Source organism: Streptomyces sp. NPDC021019, assembly GCF_044333295.1.
Taxonomy (GTDB): Bacteria; Actinomycetota; Actinomycetes; order Streptomycetales; family Streptomycetaceae; genus Streptomyces.
Map to the genome: position 1 here is coordinate 284,579 of NZ_JBIRQR010000006.1, position 18,090 is coordinate 302,668.

The following is an 18,090-nucleotide window of genomic DNA, read 5'->3' on the forward strand; positions in this document are numbered from 1 at the left end:
ATATAACCTGATTGTCGGACATTTTCCGTTATTTTCCGTGAGTGATCACTGCTGCGCGGAAGATGCGGAAGACGACGACTCTGGCGGTCGCGGGGGTACTCACCGGCGCCGCCCTGGCCGGGTGCGGGGGTCCTGCCCCCGCACCCGCTCCCCCACCCGCCCCCACGGCCTCCGCCCCTGCCTCCGCCACACCGGAGAAGCCGCCCACGATGGCCCCCGGTCCGGCGGGCCGCACCCCGGTCTTCGAGCGGAGGCCGACGGACCGAGGCGCGGGCGGAAGCGCGGCGGAGAAGGTCGTGGCGCTGACGTTCGACGCCGACATGACGGCCGACCAGGGGCCCCGGGCCGCCTCCGGCGAACGCTTCGACAACCCGGAACTGGTCGCGCTGCTGCGCCGGCTGAAGGTGCCCTCCACCGTCTTCATGACCGGACGCTGGGCCGAGGAGTACCCGGCGCAGGCGAAGGCCATCGGCACGGACCCGCTGTTCGAGATCGCCAACCACTCCTACAGCCACCACGCTTTCAGCTCGCCCTGTTACGGCCTGCCGGTGGTCGGAAAGGCCGCGATGGCCCGCGAGGTGGAACGTACCTTCACGGCGTTCCGGAAGGCGGGGGTGCGGAACGTGGTGCCGTACTTCCGTTTCCCCGGCGGCTGCTACGACGACGCGGCGCTGCGCGCGCTGGGCCCGGCGAACGTGACGGCGGTGCAGTGGGACGTGGTCAGCGGCGACGCCTTCGCGACGGACGCGGACGCCGTGGCCGAACAGGTGCTGGACGGGGTGCGGCCGGGCTCCCTCGTGGTGATGCACTGCACCCGCAGCGCGGCCCCGGCCACCGAGGCGGCCGTACGCCGGATCGTGCCGGAGCTGCGCGAGCGCGGCTATCGCTTCGTGAAGGTGTCGGAGCTGATGGCGGACCGGCCCTGAGCTTGTCGTGCGGAGCGAAGGCCGGGGTGTGTACGTAATCCGGCCCTCGCTCCATGGGGTCAGACCCACCGGCGACGCGTCGGCCCGCTGTGCACCGCAGTGCCCACATCTGGTTGGGACCGGTGTGGCAGGCCCACAGACGGACCGGTGTGCCGTCGTTCCAGGTGCCCCCGGACGCGTCGAGGCACTTGCCGGACCGCGGGCTGCGTACAGTGCCGTCGGCCTGGGGTTGCCAGACCTGGGCCGCGCTGCCGTTGCAGCCGTAGAGCTGCACCTTCGTGCCGTCGGCGGTGCCGGCGTTGTCGATGTCCAGGCACGTGCCGTTGACCCCCTTCACCTCGCCGGTCCGGGGAGCCGCTCCGGGCAGTTGGTTCATCGTGTACCAGGCTTCGGTGCTCCAGAGCTGTTCGCCGTCCGTCGCACGGAAAGGACGGCCCGAGCGCACATGGACGACACGGTCGGCCTTGAGCCCGGGGACCGTCAGCGTGACCGTCTCGCGGTCGGCGGACAGGGTCGCCGACTGGGCGGTGACGCTCTCCTCGTCGACCTTGGGACCGCCGTACGCCGCGGTCGGCACATAGCGCCACCGTCCGGGCCCCACCCGATGCCGTTGGGCGTGCGCAGACCACCGGCGACGTGACTGACCTCCCCGCTCGCCTTGTCCACCTTGATCGTGGTGCCGCGGTTCGGCGCCGGCTGCGGGTCCGTGGCTGCCCCGCCGTAGTTGATCGACACGGACAGGTGCAGATAGAAGAACCCGTCCTTGTCAGCGCGCGCCGGCGCCCCGCCGCCGCGTCGCACACAGTAGGGACTTCCGCCGGGCACGTCCATGCTTTGTCATGAGTGCGTACAAAGTTGTCGCCATGTTCCATGAATGGCCGTCAACTCCGTTGCCTGACAAGCAACTTGGGATCAAGGCGGAGGCGGGAGATCCTCCTCCCGGTCTCCGCCAGCCGCTTTGTCCCTCTGCTGGAAAAAGTTACGGCCATCTGCGTCAAAGGGGTTTCTGGTACGTGAAAAAGCGAATAGCTTCCTGCCCTGTACCGAACGACACCCGAACGACAAGGGCGAAACGCCCTCCCTCCGGGGTCCCCCAAGCCCCTCGGCGCGATGGCGTGCGCCTGTGCTCCAGACCCCCATCCCGTCACCACACGGAGGATGCGCGTGCACAGGAGACTCACTCGACCACTCGCGGCGCTGGCCTGCGCCTTGCTCGCCGCCGCGGGCGCTCTCACCGCCCAGCAGAGACCCGCCGACGCGACACCCGCACGCGCGGTGGCCGCCGCGGCCGACGAGTTCCAACAAGTCACCCTCGCCAAGGGGGTGGCGGAGACCGGTGAGCCCATGACGCTCGCCGTCCTGCCCGACAGGTCCGTGCTGCACACGTCGCGGGACGGCACCCTCCGCCTCACCGACGCGGCAGGCACCACCAAGGTCGCCGGAAAGCTGGACGTCTACGCGCACGACGAAGAGGGCCTGCAAGGCATCGGCGTGGACCCGGGCTTCACCACGAACCGCTTCATCTACCTCTACTACGCGCCGAAGTTGGCGACTCCTCCCGGCGACGCGCCCGCGAACGGGTCCGCGGCGGACTTCGCCCCCTTCGACGGCGTCAACCGGCTGTCGCGTTTCGTCCTCGGAGCCGACGGCTCACTCGACATCGCCAGCGAGAAGAAGGTTCTCGACGTCCCCGCGAGCCGCGGACTGTGCTGCCACGTCGGCGGCGACATCGATTTCGACGCCCAGGGCAACCTGTATCTCTCCACCGGTGACGACAGCAACCCCTTCGCCTCCGACGGCTACACCCCCATCGACGAGCGCGCCGGCCGCAACCCCGCGTACGACGCCCAGCGCTCCTCCGGCAACACCAACGACCTGCGCGGCAAGGTGCTGCGGATCAAGGTGGGCGCCGACGGGAGCTACACCATCCCGTCCGGCAACCTCTTCGCGCCCGGAACCGCGAAGACCAGACCGGAGATCTACGCCATGGGGTTCCGCAACCCCTTCCGGATGAGCGTCGACAAGCCCACCGGCACCGTCTACCTCGGCGACTACGGCCCCGACGCGGGCACGGCGAACGCGGGACGCGGACCCGCCGGGCAGGTGGAGTTCAACCGGATCACCAAGGCCGGCAACTACGGCTGGCCCTACTGCACCGGCGACAACAGCCCCTACGTGGACTACAACTTCGCCACCTCGACGTCGGGCGCCGCCTTCTCCTGCACCGCCCCCAAGAACACGTCGCCTCACAACACCGGCCTGACCGACCTCCCCCCGGCCCAGCCCGCCTGGATACCGTACGACGGCGGTTCCGTCCCCGAGTTCGGCGGCGGCTCGGAGTCACCGATGGGCGGGCCCGTCTACCGCTACGACGCGGCCTCCACCTCCACGGTCAAGTTCCCGCAGAGCTTCGACGGCGACTTCTTCGCCGGCGAGTTCGGCCGCAAGTGGATCAAACGGATCGAGCAGTCCGGCGACGGCACCGTGCAGTCGATCAACGCCTTCCCCTGGCAGGGCACCCAGGTCATGGACATGGCCTTCGGCCCGGACGGCGCGTTGTACGTCCTCGACTACGGCACCGGCTACTTCAACGGAGACGCCAACAGCGCGGTCTACCGTATCGAGTACGTCACCGACGGACGCGCCCCGCTCGCCAAGGCCACCGCGAACCGCACCTCCGGCCAGGCCCCGCTCACGGTGGCGTTCTCCTCGGCCGGGACCTCCGACCCCGACGGCGACCCCCTCACCTACACCTGGAAGTTCGGTGACGGGGGCACCTCCACGGCCGCGAACCCCTCACACACCTACACCGCCAACGGCCGCTACACCGCCGAACTGACCGTCTCCGACGGCACCGGCAACACCGCCACCGCCTCGGTCATCATCACCGTCGGCAACACCGCGCCCACCGTCACCCTCAACCTGCCCGCCGACGGCTCCATCCTCGACCCGGGCGCCGCCGTCCCCTTCACGGTCACCGTCACCGACCCCGAGGACGGCACGATCGACTGCTCCAAGGTGAAGGTCACCTTCATCATCGGCCACGACAGTCACGGTCACCCGCAGACCTCCGCCACCGGCTGCTCCGGCACCGTACAGACCATCGCCGACGGCGAGCACGACCCCAACGCGAACATCTTCGGCGTCTGGGACGCCGAGTACACCGACAAGGGGGCAGGCGGCCAGCCCGCCCTGACCACGCACGACCAGAACATCAGCCAGGGCAGCAAGCGTCAGGCCGAGCACTTCAGCGGCTCAGCCGGCGTCCAGATCGTCGACAAGGCAACGGCCAACGGCGGCAAGACCGTCGGCTACATCGACGACAACGACTGGATCTCCTTCACCCCGTACATCCTCGGCAACGCCACCAAGGTGACCGCCCGGGTCTCCTCCGGCGGTGCGGGAGGCACGCTGGAAGTACGGGCCGGATCGCCCGCCGGCACCCTGCTCGGCTCGGCCGCGGTTCCCGTCACCGGAGGCTGGGACACCTTCCGGGACGTGAGCGCGGAGCTGACCGACCGCCCGGCCTCCACCACCACCCTGTACCTCGTCTTCAAGGGCGGCAGCGGCTCCCTCTTCGACCTCGACGACTTCACCTTCACCACCAGCGGGGCCACCGCGCCCGGCGGTGAGCTCAAGGGGATCGGCGGCAAGTGCGCGGAGGCCGCCGGCGGAGCGAGCGCCGACGGGACACCGATCCAGTTGTGGACGTGCAACCGGAGCGCCGCCCAGAAATGGACGCCCGGCACGGACGACACGTTGCGGGCGCTCGGCAAGTGCCTGGACATCAGCGGCGCGGGCACGGCCGACGGCACCAGGATCCAGCTGTACGGGTGCAACGGTACGGGTGCCCAGAAGTGGGTGGCTCAGGCCGACGGAACGTTGAAGAACCCGACGTCCGGCAAGTGCCTGGACGCCTCGGGGGCCTCCTCGGCGGACGGTACCAAGCTGCACCTGTGGACCTGCCACACCGGCGCCAACCAGAAGTGGACCCTGTCATGAGCCGACGACTCACCCGTCTCGCCTGCTGGGCCGCCTGCGGCCTGCTCGGCGCCGCAGCCCTGCCCACGGCGGTCTCCACAGCCTCCGAACCGGGCCCGACCACCCCCGACCGGGCGGCGGCCACCCCCGCCCGCGCGGCGGCCGCCGCCGCCGACCCGGCGTACGACGTGCTGGTCTTCTCCAAGACCGCCGGATTCCGCCACTCCTCCATCGACGAAGGCGTCAGCGCTTTGCGCGATCTGGGCGCCGCCAACAACTTCACCGTCACCGCCACCGAGGACGCCGCCGATTTCACCCCCGGCAACCTCAGCGGTTACGAGGCCGTCGTCTTCCTCTCCACCACCGGCGACGTCCTCAACACCGCCCAGCAGACCGCCTTCGAGGGATACATCGGGGCCGGTGGCGGCTACGTCGGCATCCACGCCGCGGCCGACACCGAGTACGACTGGACCTGGTACAACGGCCTGGCCGGCGCTCTCTTCAAGTCCCATCCACATATCCAGCCGGCCACCGTCGAGGTGGAGGACCGCGCTCACGACGCCACCGCGCACCTCGGCCCCACCTGGCAGCGGACCGACGAGTGGTACGACTACCGCACCAACCCCCGCGGTTCGGCCCACGTCCTGGCCTCGCTCGACGAGTCCACCTACAGCGGCGGCACCATGGGCGGCGACCATCCCATCGCCTGGTGCAAGGAGTACGAAGGAGGGCGCGCCTTCTACACCGGCGGCGGCCACACCGAGGACTCCTACACCGACCCCGCCTTCCGCCGCCATCTGCTCGGCGGCATCCGCTGGGCGGCTGAGATGACGGAGGCCGACTGCCGCCCCGAGACCGGCTACACCACCCTGTTCGGCACCTCCGGAACGGCTGGCTGGAAGCAGGCCGGTCCGGGCTCCTTCGCCGACGCCGACCACACCCTGACCTCCCGGGGCGGCCTCGGCCTGTTCTGGTACCAGGCCAAGGAGTACGAGTCCTACTCGCTGAAGCTCGACTGGCGCCAGGCCGGTGACGACAACTCCGGCGTCTTCGTGGGCTTCCCCGCCTCCGACGACCCGTGGTCGGCCGTCGACAACGGGTACGAGATCCAGATCGACGCCACGGACGCTCCGGACCGCACCACCGGCTCGGTCTACGGCTACAAGTCCGCCGACCTCGCCGCCCGCGACGCGGCCCTGAATCCGCCGGGAGAGTGGAACACGTACGAGATCCGGGTCGAGGGCGAGCGCCTCCAGCTCTTCCTCAACGGCCGCAAGATCAACGACTTCACCGACACCGACCCCGCCCGCAGCCTCCAGCAGGGGCACATCGGCCTGCAGAACCATGGCGAGGGCGACGACGTGTCCTTCCGCAACATCCGGATCAAGGAGCTCGGCGGAGCGACCGGCCCACGGGAGGGCGCCATCACCGGCATCGGCGGCAAGTGCGTCGACGTCGCCAACGGGTCGGGCGCCGACGGCACGCAGATCCAGTTGTGGACGTGCAACCGGAGCGCCGCCCAGAAGTGGACGGTCGCCTCGGACGACACACTGCGCGCCCTGGGCAAGTGCATGGACGTCAGCGGCGGCGGCACGGCCGACGGCACCGAGGTGCAGCTCTACGGCTGCAACAGCACCGGTGCCCAGAAATGGGTGCCCCAGGTCGACGGCACGCTGAGGAACCCCCAGTCGGGCAAGTGCCTGGACGCGGCCGGTGTGTCCTCCGCCGACGGCACCGAGCTCCACCTGTGGAGCTGCCACACCGGTGCCAACCAGAAGTGGGCGCTCCCCGGCTGAGCGACCCTCTTGACTTCGTCGGCGCCGCTGAGGGCGGCGCCGACGAAACCGGACGCGAGATCGGGCCGGCGAACGGCGGCCGGGCTCCACGCCGAAGCGCCCGGCCGCCGTTCGCCCGCGCTCGTCGGGGCGGAGTCCCCCGCCGCCGTTCCGCGGTCAACCTGCGGCACAGCAGCACAGCAGCACAGCAGGTCCTCGGGGTGCGCTGAGCTGTTCCTGACGCACAGAGCGGCAGGCCCGCGCACGGGACCCGCCGAGGCTCAGCCCGAGCAGGCCGTGCGGCCCGCCTCCTGCCAGGCGCAGACCGGGCACAGCGTGGCGCCCTTCGTCGACTCCGGGTACTCGGTCGGCTCGCGGCACAGCACGCACTCGGCGTACGGAGAGCCTTCGGCGGCACCGCCCGGCGGGGCCGGTGCGATCGGCTCCGGGGTCTCGCAGTACGTGTCGTCGGTGTCCACGCCCACGAGCCTACTCACCCGCGCCGGGCGGCGGTCCGGCAGACGAGGAACGCCACCGCCGCGGCGAGGAGCACCGCCCCGAGCAGAGGCAGGACGGGCGGCTGGACCTTCCCGGTCCGCGACCCCGTGACCAGGGCGGTGACGGCCAGGCGCGCCGGGGATCCGGCCGTCACGAGGGCGAGGAGCGAACCGAGCACGGCCGCCGCGACGGACCAGCCCCGGCGGAGCGGCACCGGACGGGTGCTCAGCGCCCCCACGGTCGCGCCCAGCAGCACACAGCACAGGACGGCGAGCAGTCCGGCGAGCGCGGCGGCGGGCCGGGAGACGGCGCGTGCCCCGTCGTCGGTGACCGGGTCGCTGATGAGCAGCACCACGGCGGTGGTCACCACGGCGAGCGCCGCCGCACAGCCCGCGGCGGTGAGCAGCGCGGCCAGGTGGACCCGCCGGGGCCCCGTGGCGGCCGAGGCCACCGCCCGGGCGGCGGGCGGCTCCTGGCCGACGCAGAGGTGTACGGTCCACGCGGTGACGGGCAGCACGGCGGCGGCCGCGACGCCGAGCGAGCCCAGCACGGGCTGCCCGCTCCGCACGCCGACGGCGAGGACGGCCGCGTACAGCAGGAGGGGCGCCAGCCAGCGCTGGGAGCGGGCGAGCAGGGCGGCCTGGTAGCGGAGGAGGGCGGTCATGGCGCTTCGGAAACCTCGGGGGCCTCGGTGCTTCCGGACTGTACGGACATCTGGGCGGACGCCTCAGCTTCGGCCGGGCCGCGTGCCTCGGACGGGCCGGAGGCCCCGGACGGGGCGACCCGGCGGATGTGCCAGGGCGGACGGGCCGTGAGCAGGGCCGCCAGGAGCGCGTCGGAGTACGGCGTGGGAACGGTGAGGCGTACGAGACCGGGGGCCGCGCCGGTCACGCGCTCCCGGACCGGGGCTCCCGGCAGCGTGGAGGGCAGCGGTGCGCCGGGCGGGCCCTCGGCCTCGATCAGGACGCGGGGGCCGGGGGCCGGGCCCGTCGGCGTCGGGGCCGGCGCCCGGCGGACCCCGCCGCCCCCGGTCCGCAGGATGAGGTCCGCCGCCCCGGCGAGGCGTCGCGGGTCGTGGTCGACGAAGACGACGGTGGCGCCCGCCGCGACGCGTTCGGCCACGGCGCGGTCCAGTTCGGCGCGGGCGGAGGTGTCGAGTCCGGTCCAGGCCTCGTCCAGGACCAGCAGATCCGGTTCGGCGAGCAGCGCCTGGGCGACGGCGACCTTCTGGCTGGTGCCCTTGGAGAGTGCCGCGAGCGGGGTACGGGCGTGGTCCGCCGCCCCGAACCGGGTCAGCCACTCCCCCGCCCGCCGCTTCGCCTGGGCGCTCCGCAAACCGTGGATCCGGCCGAGGTGGACGAGGTAGCCGGTGGCGGTCAGGGGCAGCGCCGCCGGGAAGCGCTCGGGGACGTACGCCGTGCGGGTCCGGCGGCCGGTGATCCGCCCCTCGGCGGGAGCGTCGACCCCGGCGAGCAGCCGCAGCAGGGTCGACTTCCCCGCGCCGTTGCCCCCTTCGACCCGGACCAGCGTCCGCTCGGGCAGCGTGAGCTCCACCCCGCGCAGCACCCAGGCGCCGCGGAGGCCGTACCGGTGGCCCACGTCCTGTAGTTCCACGGTCAGTTGGAGGTCTTCTCCGGCCTGGCCTCGCTCGGCCGCACGATGACGAAGCCCTCGCCCTGAAGCATCAGCTGGACGGCCTCGCCGGATCCGCCGCGCACCATCGAGCCGACGCTCTGCGAGCGGTTCAGGCTGGTCGTGAGCTGCTGGCTCCAGCCGACGACCGCGTCCGTGTCCACGTACACCGGCTGGGCGCCGGTCACGGGGATCACGATCGGGGTGCCCTCACACATGAGGCCGAGCTTGCCGTAGCCCGTGAACACGCTGTTGAAGAGGCCGCCGCCGACCATGCCGGCACCCTTCACGGTCTTGATCTCGTAGGAGAGCGTGGGGTCGAAACAGAGGACGTTGCGGCCGTTGATGGTGATGGAGTCGCCCTGGTCCAGCTCGACGATGAAACAGTTCGCCGCCTCGTGCGCGAACCACGCCTCGCCCTGACCCCGGACGGCCATGAGCGCCAGGCCCTCGCCCGTCACCGCGCGCTTGAGCATGCCGCCGATTCCCTGGCCCTTGCGCTCGAACTGGAGGTTGCCGCGGAAGGCGATCATCGAGCCCTGCCGGGCGTGCATCTCCCCGTTGACGGCGTACTTGATCGATTTGGTGTTCTGCAGGGTCATGCCGGGGGCGGTGGCCGGCTGGGCCAGGTGGTCGCTGGAAAAGAGATCGCTCTTCATGCGGAGCATCCTCACCCGGACCCGGTCGTTCCGCCAAGCAGGTGACGGGTCCGGCCTGGCAGACTGGGACGGTGACCAGCGATGACACCCCCGCCCCCGCCCCCGAGAGCCCGTTCCGCGACGGTCCCGCCGACCGTGACCAGGCGCGGCAGTTCGTGCTGCCGCTCGTGCTCCACCTGGAGAAGACGGATCCGCCCGCCCGCACCGACGCGCTGCGGAGCGCCGCCCGTGCGGTGCTGACGATCCTCTCCGACGAGCGGTCCCTGGGCGACGGCGAGTGGTCCGAGGCGATGCGGGACTGGCAGGACGCCCGGATCCGCAAGGTCGTGCGCCGGGCGCGCGGCGCGGAGTGGCGCAAGGCCGCGGCGCTGGACGGCATCACGGTGACGGGTGAGAACGGCGCGGAGGTACGGGTGTTCCCGCCGATCCCGCTGGACGGCTGGCCCAAGGAGCTGGCCAAGCTCCAGGTGTCGGGCACCGATCTGGAGGACCCCGAGCCGCCCGCCGCGCCCGATCTCTCCGGCCCGGTGCTGTGGCTCAACCCGGAGCTGGACATGTCGGCGGGCAAGACGATGGCGCAGGCGGGACACGGGGCGCAGCTCGCCTGGTGGGAGCTGTCCGACACCGAGCGCAAGGCGTGGCGCGAGGCCGGTTTCCCGCTCTCCGTCGCGACCCCCGGTGCGGAGCGCTGGCGGGAGCTGACGGTGAACGGGCTGCCGGTGGTGCGCGACGCGGGGTTCACCGAGATCGCCCCGGGCTCCTGCACGGTGGTCGCCGACCACCCGGCGCTGCGCCGCTGAGCGTTTCTCGTTCCTTCTCCGTCCGCCGCCGAATCTCCCGGTGCCGCCCACGATGAGGCCGGTGGCCCTGACGGGGGCGGCGGTCCGGGAACCTCAGATCCAGCTCTGAACGTCCCCCTGGTCGGGTTCATCGCTGCCTGACGGGGCCATGACCCCTGAACAGAACGAGGTGTGCGGCACGGGGACGGGGGAACGCCATGGAACTGGGCATCGGCATCGGCTGGCGGCCGGAGATCGCGGACGAGGTGGAGGCGCTGGCGGGGATCGACTGGGTCGAGGCCGTCGCGGAGAACCTCTGCGACGGCCATCTCCCGGACTCCCTCGTACGGCTCCGGGAACGGGGCGTGCGGGTCGTACCGCACGGGGTGGCGCTCGGGCTCGGTGGCGCCGAGCGCCCGGACCCCGCGCGCCTCGCCTCCCTCGCGGCGCGCGCCGAGCTGCTGGGGACGCCTCTGGTGACCGAGCACATCGCGTTCGTACGGGCCGGGGGGCCGCTGACCGCGTCACCGAGGCTGGAGGCGGGGCATCTGCTGCCGGTGCCGCGCACCTGGGACGCGCTGGACGTGCTGTGCGAGAACGTACGGATCGCGCAGGACTCGCTGCCGGTGCCGCTCGCCCTGGAGAACATCGCGGCGCTGATCACCTGGCCGGGCGAGGAGCTGACCGAGGGGCAGTTCCTGGCGGAGCTGGTCGAGCGGACCGGGGTGCGGCTGCTGATCGACGTGGCCAACCTGCACACCAATCACGTCAACCTCGGCCAGGATCCGGCGAAGGCGCTGGACGAGCTGCCGGTGGAGGCCATCGCGTACGTCCATGTGGCGGGCGGGATCGAGAGGAACGGCGTCTGGCACGACACGCACGCGCACCCGGTGACCGCTCCGGTCCTTCAGGTGCTGGCCGAGCTCCGTTCCCGGGTCGACCCGCCGGGCGTGCTGCTGGAGCGCGACGACGCCTTCCCGCCGGCCGCGGAGCTGGCGGGCGAGCTGGACGCGATCCGGGCGACGTTGCGGCAGGCGGCACCCCCGGCGGCACCGCGTCCCACACCTCGCGGCGAGGCCCATGACGCCGACCGTGTGCCCGCCGCCCCCGTGCCGGCCGGGACCCGCGACCGTACCGCCGTCGCTCAGGCCGCGCTGCTCTCCGCGCTGGTGGCGGGCACCCCGGCCCCCGAGGGCTTCGACCACCGGCGGCTGCGGGTGCAGAGCCGGGCGCTGGCCGCCAAGCGCGCGGACGTCGTCGCGAAGGTCGCGCCGGAGCTGCCGGAGATCCTCGGCGACGGCTATCGCGCCGCGTTCCTCGGGTACGCCGGGGGCCGCCCGATGTCCGGCGGGTACCGGCGCGACGCCCTGGACTTCGCGGAGCACGTACTCATCGCGGGCGGTCCCGCCGATCCGGTGACGCGGCGCCGGCTGACGTACTGGTGGCAGGACCGGTCGGGCGCCCGGCCGCCGCGTCGTGCCACCCGTCTGGTCCGGGCGGCCCGTGCCGCCCTCGTGAGGAAGGGAACGCCGTGAACGTGCTCGCGCTGCTGGTGACCTTCGCGGTCGTCGTCTCCACCGTGCTCCTCATCACGAAATCGGCCGTCTCCCGGTCCCGCATCCCGTCGGCCGGCCGTTTCCCCGCCGTCCACGACGTCTACGAGGCGGCCTTCCTGACCGGCGGTCCGGCCGGGGTCGCGGACACCGCGCTCACCGCCCTGCACACGGACGGCCGGGTGCTCATCGGCGGTCCCGGCATCATCTCCGTACGTTATGCGCAGGCGAACGACCCGGTGGAACGCGCGGTGTTCCAGGAGCTGTCCACCGCTCCGAGCGGCGCCCTGCACCTGGTGCGGGACGCGGTGATGCGCCACCCGGCCGTGCAGGAGATCGGCGACGGGCTGGCGCAGCGGGGCCTGCTGGTTCCGCCCGGCGAGGGCCGCCCCGTACGACGCTGGGGACTGGTCCAGGGAGTGAGCTGCTTCGTCGCGCTCCCGCTGTCGATCGTCCTCACCGTCCTCCAGTACGTGACGACGGACGTGAGCCTGAGCATGCCGGTCCCGTTCGTCCTGAAGGTGCTGCCCGCGATCCTGCTCGGCGGGATCAGCGGGCTCGTCATCGCCTCGGCCGCGGCCAAGCGGATCACCCGAGCGGGCCGCCGGGCCGCCCAGGCATGCCGGGCGGCCCGGGTCCACCCGGAGACCCCGGCCCACCTGGTCGCCACACGGGGGCTGCGCGCGCTCCCGGACCGGGCGCTCTGGGAGCAACTGATCGCGGCGAGCCGCCTGACCGCGTCGGCGAGGCGGTCGCGTCCCGGCCTCGCGGGGAGCGGGCGGCCCGGGTACGCGGGGAGTACGGCGGGAGCGTCGGCCTTCGCGGTGGCGACGGTCTGGTGCGCCGCCTCCAGTCCCGGCGGCTCCAGCTGCGGAGGTTCCAGCGGGGGTGGCTCCGGATCGAGCTGCGGCGGGGGTGGCTCCGGATGTTCCTCGGGATCCGGGTGCGGGGGCGGCAGCGGATCGAGCTGCGGGGGCTCCAGCTCGGGAGGTTCCAGTTGCGGCGGCAGCTCGGGCGGGTCGAGCTGCGGCGGGGGCGGCGGTTCCTGAACCGCGCCCCGTGACACGGAAGCTGACCGCCCATCGGAGTCATGGTTCCGGACATGCTCGGGCGGTGCTGGACTTCACCGTCCCGCCCGCCCGACCATTCCTCTCCGCATCCGCAGAGAGGCACCGCGCGTGAGAACTGCTGCGCTGTACACATCGATCGGCTCCCTGGTCCTGTCCGCCCTGGCCGTCGCTCCCGCCGGGGCCCGGGAGGGCCGGGGCTCCGCCGAGGCCCGGGGTACCGCGATCGCCGCCGCCCGCGCCACGGCCGCCGGGATCGATTTCGTCTCCTGCCCGGAGAAGGAGATGCTCCCGGACTCCCTGAAGTGCGGCACGGTGAGAGTGCCCCTCGACTACGCCGAACCGGACGGGAAACAGCTCGAGTTGACCGTCAGCCGCACCGGTGCCACGGGCCCGGCCGCGAGCAGGCAGGGCGCGTTCGTCTACAACCCGGGCGGGCCCGGCGCCTCCAGCATCACCTTCCCGATGGCCGGGGAGCTGCCGGAGTGGAAGGAGATCGCCGAGGCGTACGACCTGGTCGGCTACGCCCCGCGCGGGGTGAACGGCTCCTCCGCCCCGCTGACCTGCCAGGACCCGGCGGCGTACACGAAGGGCCCGACCGACGCGCCGACCCACCCGACGCGGGAGTACAAGGAGCGGCGCGTCGCCCGGGCGAAGGCGTACGCACAGGGCTGCGCGAGCCACGCGGGCGAGACGCTGCGGCACTACACGTCGCTGAACAACGCCCGTGACCTGGACGTCCTGCGGGCCGCTCTCGGCGAGCCACGTCTGACGTTCATGGGGGCGTCCTACGGGACGTACTTCGGCGCGCTGTACGCGACGCTGTTCCCCTCCCACGTACGGCGCATGGTCTTCGACTCGGTGGTCGATCCGGACCCGGAGCAGATCTGGTACCGCTCGAACATGGGCCAGTCCCTGGCCTTCGAAAAACGGTGGGAGGACTTCCGCCGCTGGGTGGCCAAGCACGACGCCGTCTACCACCTGGGGGACACGCCCGCGTCGGTACAGCGGCACTACGACGAGGTGCGCGCCGAGCTGGCGGAGAAGCCCGCGGGCGGGAAGGTCGGGCCGGGGCAACTGCACTCGGCTTTCCTGGGGGCCGGTTACTACGACGACTACTGGGCGATGCGGGCGACGGCGCTCTCCGAGTACGTCCGGGGCAACCCGGAGCCGCTGGTCGCGCAGGCCTCCCCGCGTGCGGTGGCGGCCGCGGACAACGAGAACGCGCAGGCGGTGTACACGGCCGTCGAGTGCAACGACGCGCCGTGGCCCGAGGACTTCGCGGTGTGGGACCGCGATCACACGGAGCTGGCGCGCGTCGCACCGTTCGAGACCTGGGACAACGCCTTCGCGAACCTGCCGTGCGCCTTCTGGCCCGCGCCCCGGCAGCGGCCGCTGGAGGTCGGGACGCGGTGGGGCGAGCTGCCGCCGGTGCTGATCCTGGCGGCGGAGCGGGACGCGGCGACCCCGTACAAGGGGGCGCTGGAGCTGCGGAAGCGGCTGCCCGGGTCGTCGTTGGTGACCGAGCGGGACGCCGGGACGCACGGCATCGGCGGGGCCGGGAACACCTGCGTCGACGACCACCTGCGCCGGTATCTGCTGACCGGTGAGGTGCCGGGGCGGGGTGCGGACTGCGCCGCGCACCCGGAGCCGAACCCGGTGTCGCTTGACTGACCCTCCGGCGGGGGCGGTACGGAGCGGGGGCCGCCGCACCATGACGGTACGACGGCCCCCGAAGCCGAACCCGGTGTCGCTGGAGGAGCGGACGGCACGATCGGTGCCCGGTGCCCGCCCTTCTGATCTTCCGGGTTGGGGTGGTGCGGGACTCGCTGGTTATGCGAGCCCGGCCACCAGGTCTGCGACGCTCTTCCTGCGGCCCGTGTAGAACGGGACCTCCTCGCGCACGTGGAGACGTGCCTCGGAGGCGCGCAGGTGACGCATCAGGTCGACGATGCGGTACAGCTCGTCCGCCTCGAAGGCGAGGACCCACTCGTAGTCGCCCAGCGAGAACGAGGCGACGGTGTTGGCGCGGACGTCCGGGTAGCCCCGGGCCATCTTGCCGTGGTCCGCGAGCATGCGGCGGCGGTCCTCGTCGGGCAGCAGGTACCAGTCGTAGGACCGGACGAAGGGGTAGACGCTGATGTAGTCGCGCGGCGTCTCGTCGGCGAGGAACGCCGGAACGTGGGACTTGTTGAACTCGGCCGGGCGGTGCAGCGCCATGTTCGACCAGACCGGGTCGAGGGCGCGGCCGAGCTTGGTGCGCCTGAAGAGGTTGTACGCCTCCTGGAGCTCGTCCGAGGTCTCGGCGTGCCACCAGATCATGAGGTCGGCGTCGGCCCGCAGCCCGGACACGTCATAGGTGCCGCGGACGGTGATGTCCTTGGCCGCGAGCTGGTCGAACAGCTCCTGGACCTCGTCGGCGTATCCCGCGCGGTCCAGCGGGAGCACGTCGCGCAGTTTGAAGACCGACCACAGGGTGTAGCGGATGACCTCGTTGAGGTCCTTGGCCTTCTTGCCGGCGTTCGGACTCTTGCTTGATGTCACAGTCTCAGGGGCACTCATACGGCTATTGTCCCGCCTCGCTCCCCGTGCCCCGAACCAGGGTCGACGTGGCGATGATCTCTCCCGTCGTCCCGCCCGCGATCTCCCCCGCGATCTCGTCGGCCGCCCGGCGCGCGCTCGCGACGCAGGCGGGGATGCCGACCCCGTCGTAGACCGCCCCGCAGACCCGCAGGGCGGGAAGCTTGGCGACCTCGTCGCGGATCCGGGCGACCCGGGCGAGGTGGCCGACCGGGTACTGCGGCAGGCCGCCGATCCACCGGGTGACCTCGGTGTCCACGGGGCGGGCGGTGAGTCCGGTGGCGGCGGCGAGGTCACGCAGGGAGACGGCGACGAGCTCCTCGTCCTCGCGGTGCAGATGGTCCTCCTCGCCGTACCGGCCGACGGAGGTACGGAGCACGAACAGGTGCGGGGCGCTGTCCGCGACCCACTGCCATTTGTTGCTGGAGAAGGTGGACGCCTTGATCGTGTGGCCGTCGACCGGCGGTACGAGGAATCCGGAGCGCCCGCGCAGGGCTTCGTACCGCTCGATGTCGGCCCGCCGGAACGCCAGGGTGACCAGGGCCATCGAGGCGTACTCGACGCCGGACAGCTCGGCGGACGCGGCCGGGGACTCGGCGGCCAGCAGCGTGCCGGCGGACCAGGCGGGGGTGGCCAGGACGATGCCGTCGGCGGCGATCGTCCGGGTGTCGGTGCGGACGGCCCAGCCCGATTCCGTACGGGTCAGGCCGAGGACGGGGGTCCGGTCGAGGATCTCGCCGCCACCGGCCCGTACGGCGTCGGCGACGCCGGCCGGCAGGGTGCCGATGCCGCCCTCGATGCCCTGGAAGACGGGTCCGGTCCGCTGCCGGGCGGCGGCCCGCTCCTGGATGCGGCGGACGCCCTCCAGCAGCGGCCCGCCCTCCTTCACCGCCTCGAAGAGCTGGGGGACGGCGGCGCGCATCGAGATCCGGTAGGCGTCACCGGCGTACACCCCGCCGAGGAGGGGTTCCACCAGCCGGTCCACGACCTCGCGGCCGAGCCGGTCGGCGACGTACGCGCCGACCGCGACGTCGTCGCCGACGGGGGTCGGGGTCAGGTCGCGCTCCTCGGCGATCCGTGCCAGACCCTCGGGGGACAGCACCTCGCCGAGCACCGCCGGGTCGCCGGGGACGCCCATGACGTGCCCCTGGGGCATGGGGCGCAGCGCGTCGCGCGTCCACAGCGAGGCGGTGGCGGTGGCGGGCGGCTGGAGGCGGCCGGCGAGGCCCACCTCGCGGGCCAGGGCGACCGCCTCGGGCCGCCGGGCGAGCATGGACTCGGCCCCCAGGTCGACCTGGACGCCCGCGACCTCGCCGGTCATGAGTTTCCCGCCGAGCCGGTCCGTCGCCTCCAGGAGGGTGACCCGCAGTCCGGTGGAGACCAGGTGGTGGGCGGCCGTCAGGCCGGCGATGCCGCCGCCGACGACGACGACGTGGCCCGGGGGCGTTTCCGCACGCTGTTGAGAACGCTGCATGGGTCCACTCTCTCAAACCCGTACCGCGTCCTGACCGTGACCACTTCGAAACCGCCCCACCGGCAACCGGCCCCGGGGCGGCCGCGTCGAACCGGCACCATCAACCACCGTCCTGGGGGGACCCGTTATGGAGTGGAACAGCAGAGCCGATCGATCCCCGGCCCGTGGGCGCGCGGCGCTCGTGGCCGGGGTGCTCGGCCTCCTGCTCGCCGTCGGCGGCTGCGGGGCGTCGGGCGACGCGTCGGGCAGCGGCGAGAAGGCGGCGGACAGCAAGTACGCGCCGTCCGGGGAGCGGGCGGGGGCCGGCTCGGACGCCGACGGGGCCGCGTCGGCGGCCGGGGAGCGGGCGGACGGGAAACCGTCCGGGTCGAAGGCGGCGCCGAAGCCGGGGGCGGCGGCCACCCACGTCGTCCGTACGGCCACGCTCTCCGTCGAGGTGAAGAACGTGGCGAGGGCGGTCGCCGCCGCGCGCGGCGCGGCCGAGGGCGCGGGGGGCCTCGTCGCGGCGGAGGAGACCGAGCGGCTCGACGACGCCCGCGAGACCTCGCACCTGGTGCTGCGGGTGCCGCAGGACCGGTACCAGGAGGTGCTGCGGGAACTGTCCGGTTCCGGGAAGCTGCTGTCGCGCACCTCGAACGCGAAGGACGTCACCGACCAGGTGGTCGACGTGGACAGCCGGATCGCCACGCAGCGCGCGAGTGTGGCGCGGGTGCGGGAGCTGATGGACCGGGCGGAGAAGATCAGCGATGTGGTCGCCCTGGAGGGCGAGCTGAGCAGCCGTCAGTCCGACCTGGAGTCGCTGCTGGCCCAGCAGTCGGGCCTGAAGGACCGCACCTCGCTGGCGACGATCACCCTGGACCTGACGCCGCCGGACGCCCCGGGCGACGACGGGCGGGAGGAGGACACCGGGTTCCTGGACGCGTTGGGCGGCGGCTGGGACGCGTTCGTGACGGTCCTGCGGTGGATCGCGGTGGCGTTCGGGGCCGCGTTCCCGTTCCTGCTCACCGGGGCCCTGGCGCTGGTGGTCCGGCGGGTGCTGCGGGCCCGGCGGGCGGCCCGCAGGGCCCCGGCGGCGCCCCGGCCGGAGCCGGAGGGCGCTCCGGCCCCCTGACCGCCGTAGCGTGGGGCTCCGACGTGGTGACGCGCCTGATCGGCGCATCGGCGAA

14 protein-coding genes and 1 pseudogene are annotated in these 18,090 nt (G+C 72.7%); 8 read left to right on the top strand and 7 right to left on the bottom strand.

Annotation, left to right across the window (positions count from 1 at the left end; all coding sequences use genetic code 11):
• Positions 1 to 62: 62 nt before the first annotated feature.
• A complete protein-coding gene (locus ACH4RG_RS28485) occupies positions 63 to 926 on the top strand; it encodes a polysaccharide deacetylase family protein (RefSeq protein ID WP_397922487.1) in 864 nt (287 codons plus the stop codon).
• Between the two features lie 97 nt (positions 927 to 1,023).
• On the opposite strand, the pseudogene ACH4RG_RS28490 reads toward ACH4RG_RS28485, so the two are convergent.
• Positions 1,024 to 1,685 (bottom strand): annotated as a pseudogene (locus ACH4RG_RS28490) (RICIN domain-containing protein); the annotation flags it as partial.
• Between the two features lie 405 nt (positions 1,686 to 2,090).
• On the opposite strand from ACH4RG_RS28490, the gene ACH4RG_RS28495 reads away from it, so the two are divergent.
• Positions 2,091 to 4,928 carry a PQQ-dependent sugar dehydrogenase gene (locus ACH4RG_RS28495; RefSeq protein ID WP_398540457.1) on the top strand — a complete coding sequence of 946 codons (2,838 nt, stop codon included), beginning with the start codon at positions 2,091 to 2,093 and terminating at the stop codon, positions 4,926 to 4,928.
• Positions 4,925 to 6,703, top strand: a complete 1,779-nt coding sequence (locus tag ACH4RG_RS28500) for a ThuA domain-containing protein (RefSeq protein WP_398540458.1) — start codon at positions 4,925 to 4,927, stop codon at positions 6,701 to 6,703. Before ACH4RG_RS28495 ends, ACH4RG_RS28500 begins: the two co-directional genes overlap by 4 nt.
• Positions 6,704 to 6,963: 260 nt before the next feature.
• Here ACH4RG_RS28500 and ACH4RG_RS28505 read toward each other — a convergent pair whose 3' ends face one another.
• Genes ACH4RG_RS28505 through ACH4RG_RS28520 form a run of 4 tightly spaced genes read right to left on the bottom strand, consistent with a single transcriptional unit; the run spans position 6,964 to position 9,471 of the window.
• The gene (locus ACH4RG_RS28505) at positions 6,964 to 7,167 is read right to left on the bottom strand and encodes a hypothetical protein (protein WP_397930907.1); all 204 of its coding nucleotides are present in this window, start codon (positions 7,165 to 7,167) and stop codon (positions 6,964 to 6,966) included.
• 8 nt (positions 7,168 to 7,175) lie between these two features.
• A complete protein-coding gene (locus ACH4RG_RS28510) occupies positions 7,176 to 7,844 on the bottom strand; it encodes an ABC transporter (protein WP_397922043.1) in 669 nt (222 codons plus the stop codon).
• Positions 7,841 to 8,794: an ATP-binding cassette domain-containing protein gene (locus ACH4RG_RS28515; RefSeq protein ID WP_398162831.1), complete on the bottom strand. Its 954-nt coding sequence runs from the start codon at positions 8,792 to 8,794 to the stop codon at positions 7,841 to 7,843. The genes ACH4RG_RS28510 and ACH4RG_RS28515 overlap by 4 nt, the downstream gene beginning before the upstream one ends.
• Positions 8,795 to 8,796: 2 nt before the next feature.
• Positions 8,797 to 9,471, bottom strand: a complete 675-nt coding sequence (locus ACH4RG_RS28520) for an AIM24 family protein (protein ID WP_397922039.1) — start codon at positions 9,469 to 9,471, stop codon at positions 8,797 to 8,799.
• Positions 9,472 to 9,542: 71 nt separating this feature from the next.
• On the opposite strand from ACH4RG_RS28520, the gene ACH4RG_RS28525 reads away from it, so the two are divergent.
• From ACH4RG_RS28525 to ACH4RG_RS28540, 4 genes are all read left to right on the top strand, one after another.
• Complete coding sequence (locus tag ACH4RG_RS28525; RefSeq protein ID WP_398540459.1) at positions 9,543 to 10,271, top strand: peptidyl-tRNA hydrolase; 729 nt, start codon at positions 9,543 to 9,545, stop codon at positions 10,269 to 10,271.
• A 197-nt stretch (positions 10,272 to 10,468) separates the two neighbouring features.
• Positions 10,469 to 11,785, top strand: a complete 1,317-nt coding sequence (locus tag ACH4RG_RS28530; RefSeq protein WP_398540460.1) for a DUF692 domain-containing protein — start codon at positions 10,469 to 10,471, stop codon at positions 11,783 to 11,785.
• On the top strand, positions 11,782 to 12,852 hold the full coding sequence (locus tag ACH4RG_RS28535; RefSeq protein WP_397922033.1) for a TIGR04222 domain-containing membrane protein: 1,071 nt from the start codon (positions 11,782 to 11,784) through the stop codon (positions 12,850 to 12,852). Before ACH4RG_RS28530 ends, ACH4RG_RS28535 begins: the two co-directional genes overlap by 4 nt.
• Positions 12,853 to 12,981: 129 nt before the next feature.
• Positions 12,982 to 14,544 (top strand): alpha/beta hydrolase, encoded by a 1,563-nt coding sequence (locus tag ACH4RG_RS28540; protein WP_397930899.1) that lies wholly within the window; start codon positions 12,982 to 12,984, stop codon positions 14,542 to 14,544.
• 159 nt (positions 14,545 to 14,703) lie between these two features.
• On the opposite strand, the gene hemQ is transcribed toward ACH4RG_RS28540, so the two are convergent.
• Positions 14,704 to 15,432 carry a hydrogen peroxide-dependent heme synthase gene (hemQ, locus tag ACH4RG_RS28545; protein ID WP_026290345.1) on the bottom strand — a complete coding sequence of 243 codons (729 nt, stop codon included), beginning with the start codon at positions 15,430 to 15,432 and terminating at the stop codon, positions 14,704 to 14,706.
• Between the two features lie 4 nt (positions 15,433 to 15,436).
• On the bottom strand, positions 15,437 to 16,924 hold the full coding sequence (gene hemG / locus ACH4RG_RS28550; protein ID WP_398540461.1) for a protoporphyrinogen oxidase: 1,488 nt from the start codon (positions 16,922 to 16,924) through the stop codon (positions 15,437 to 15,439).
• A 127-nt stretch (positions 16,925 to 17,051) separates the two neighbouring features.
• Here hemG and ACH4RG_RS28555 point away from each other — a divergent pair, with 127 nt between their 5' ends.
• Entirely contained in the window at positions 17,052 to 18,035 is a 984-nt protein-coding gene (locus ACH4RG_RS28555) for a DUF4349 domain-containing protein (RefSeq protein WP_397922027.1), read from the top strand.
• Positions 18,036 to 18,090: the final 55 nt, after the last annotated feature.

Bases quoted from the DNA above. Each gene is read 5' to 3' on its own strand.
- ACH4RG_RS28500 (WP_398540458.1), top strand. From the start codon at position 4,925: ATGAGCCGACGACTCACCCGTCTCGCCTGCTGGGCCGCCTGCGGCCTG.
- ACH4RG_RS28510 (WP_397922043.1), bottom strand. From the start codon at position 7,844: ATGACCGCCCTCCTCCGCTACCAGGCCGCCCTGCTCGCCCGCTCCCAG.
- hemG (WP_398540461.1), bottom strand. From the start codon at position 16,924: ATGCAGCGTTCTCAACAGCGTGCGGAAACGCCCCCGGGCCACGTCGTC.
- ACH4RG_RS28555 (WP_397922027.1), top strand. From the start codon at position 17,052: ATGGAGTGGAACAGCAGAGCCGATCGATCCCCGGCCCGTGGGCGCGCG.
- hemQ (WP_026290345.1), bottom strand. From the start codon at position 15,432: ATGAGTGCCCCTGAGACTGTGACATCAAGCAAGAGTCCGAACGCCGGC.
- ACH4RG_RS28530 (WP_398540460.1), top strand. From the start codon at position 10,469: ATGGAACTGGGCATCGGCATCGGCTGGCGGCCGGAGATCGCGGACGAG.
- ACH4RG_RS28485 (WP_397922487.1), top strand. From the start codon at position 63: ATGCGGAAGACGACGACTCTGGCGGTCGCGGGGGTACTCACCGGCGCC.
- ACH4RG_RS28520 (WP_397922039.1), bottom strand. From the start codon at position 9,471: ATGAAGAGCGATCTCTTTTCCAGCGACCACCTGGCCCAGCCGGCCACC.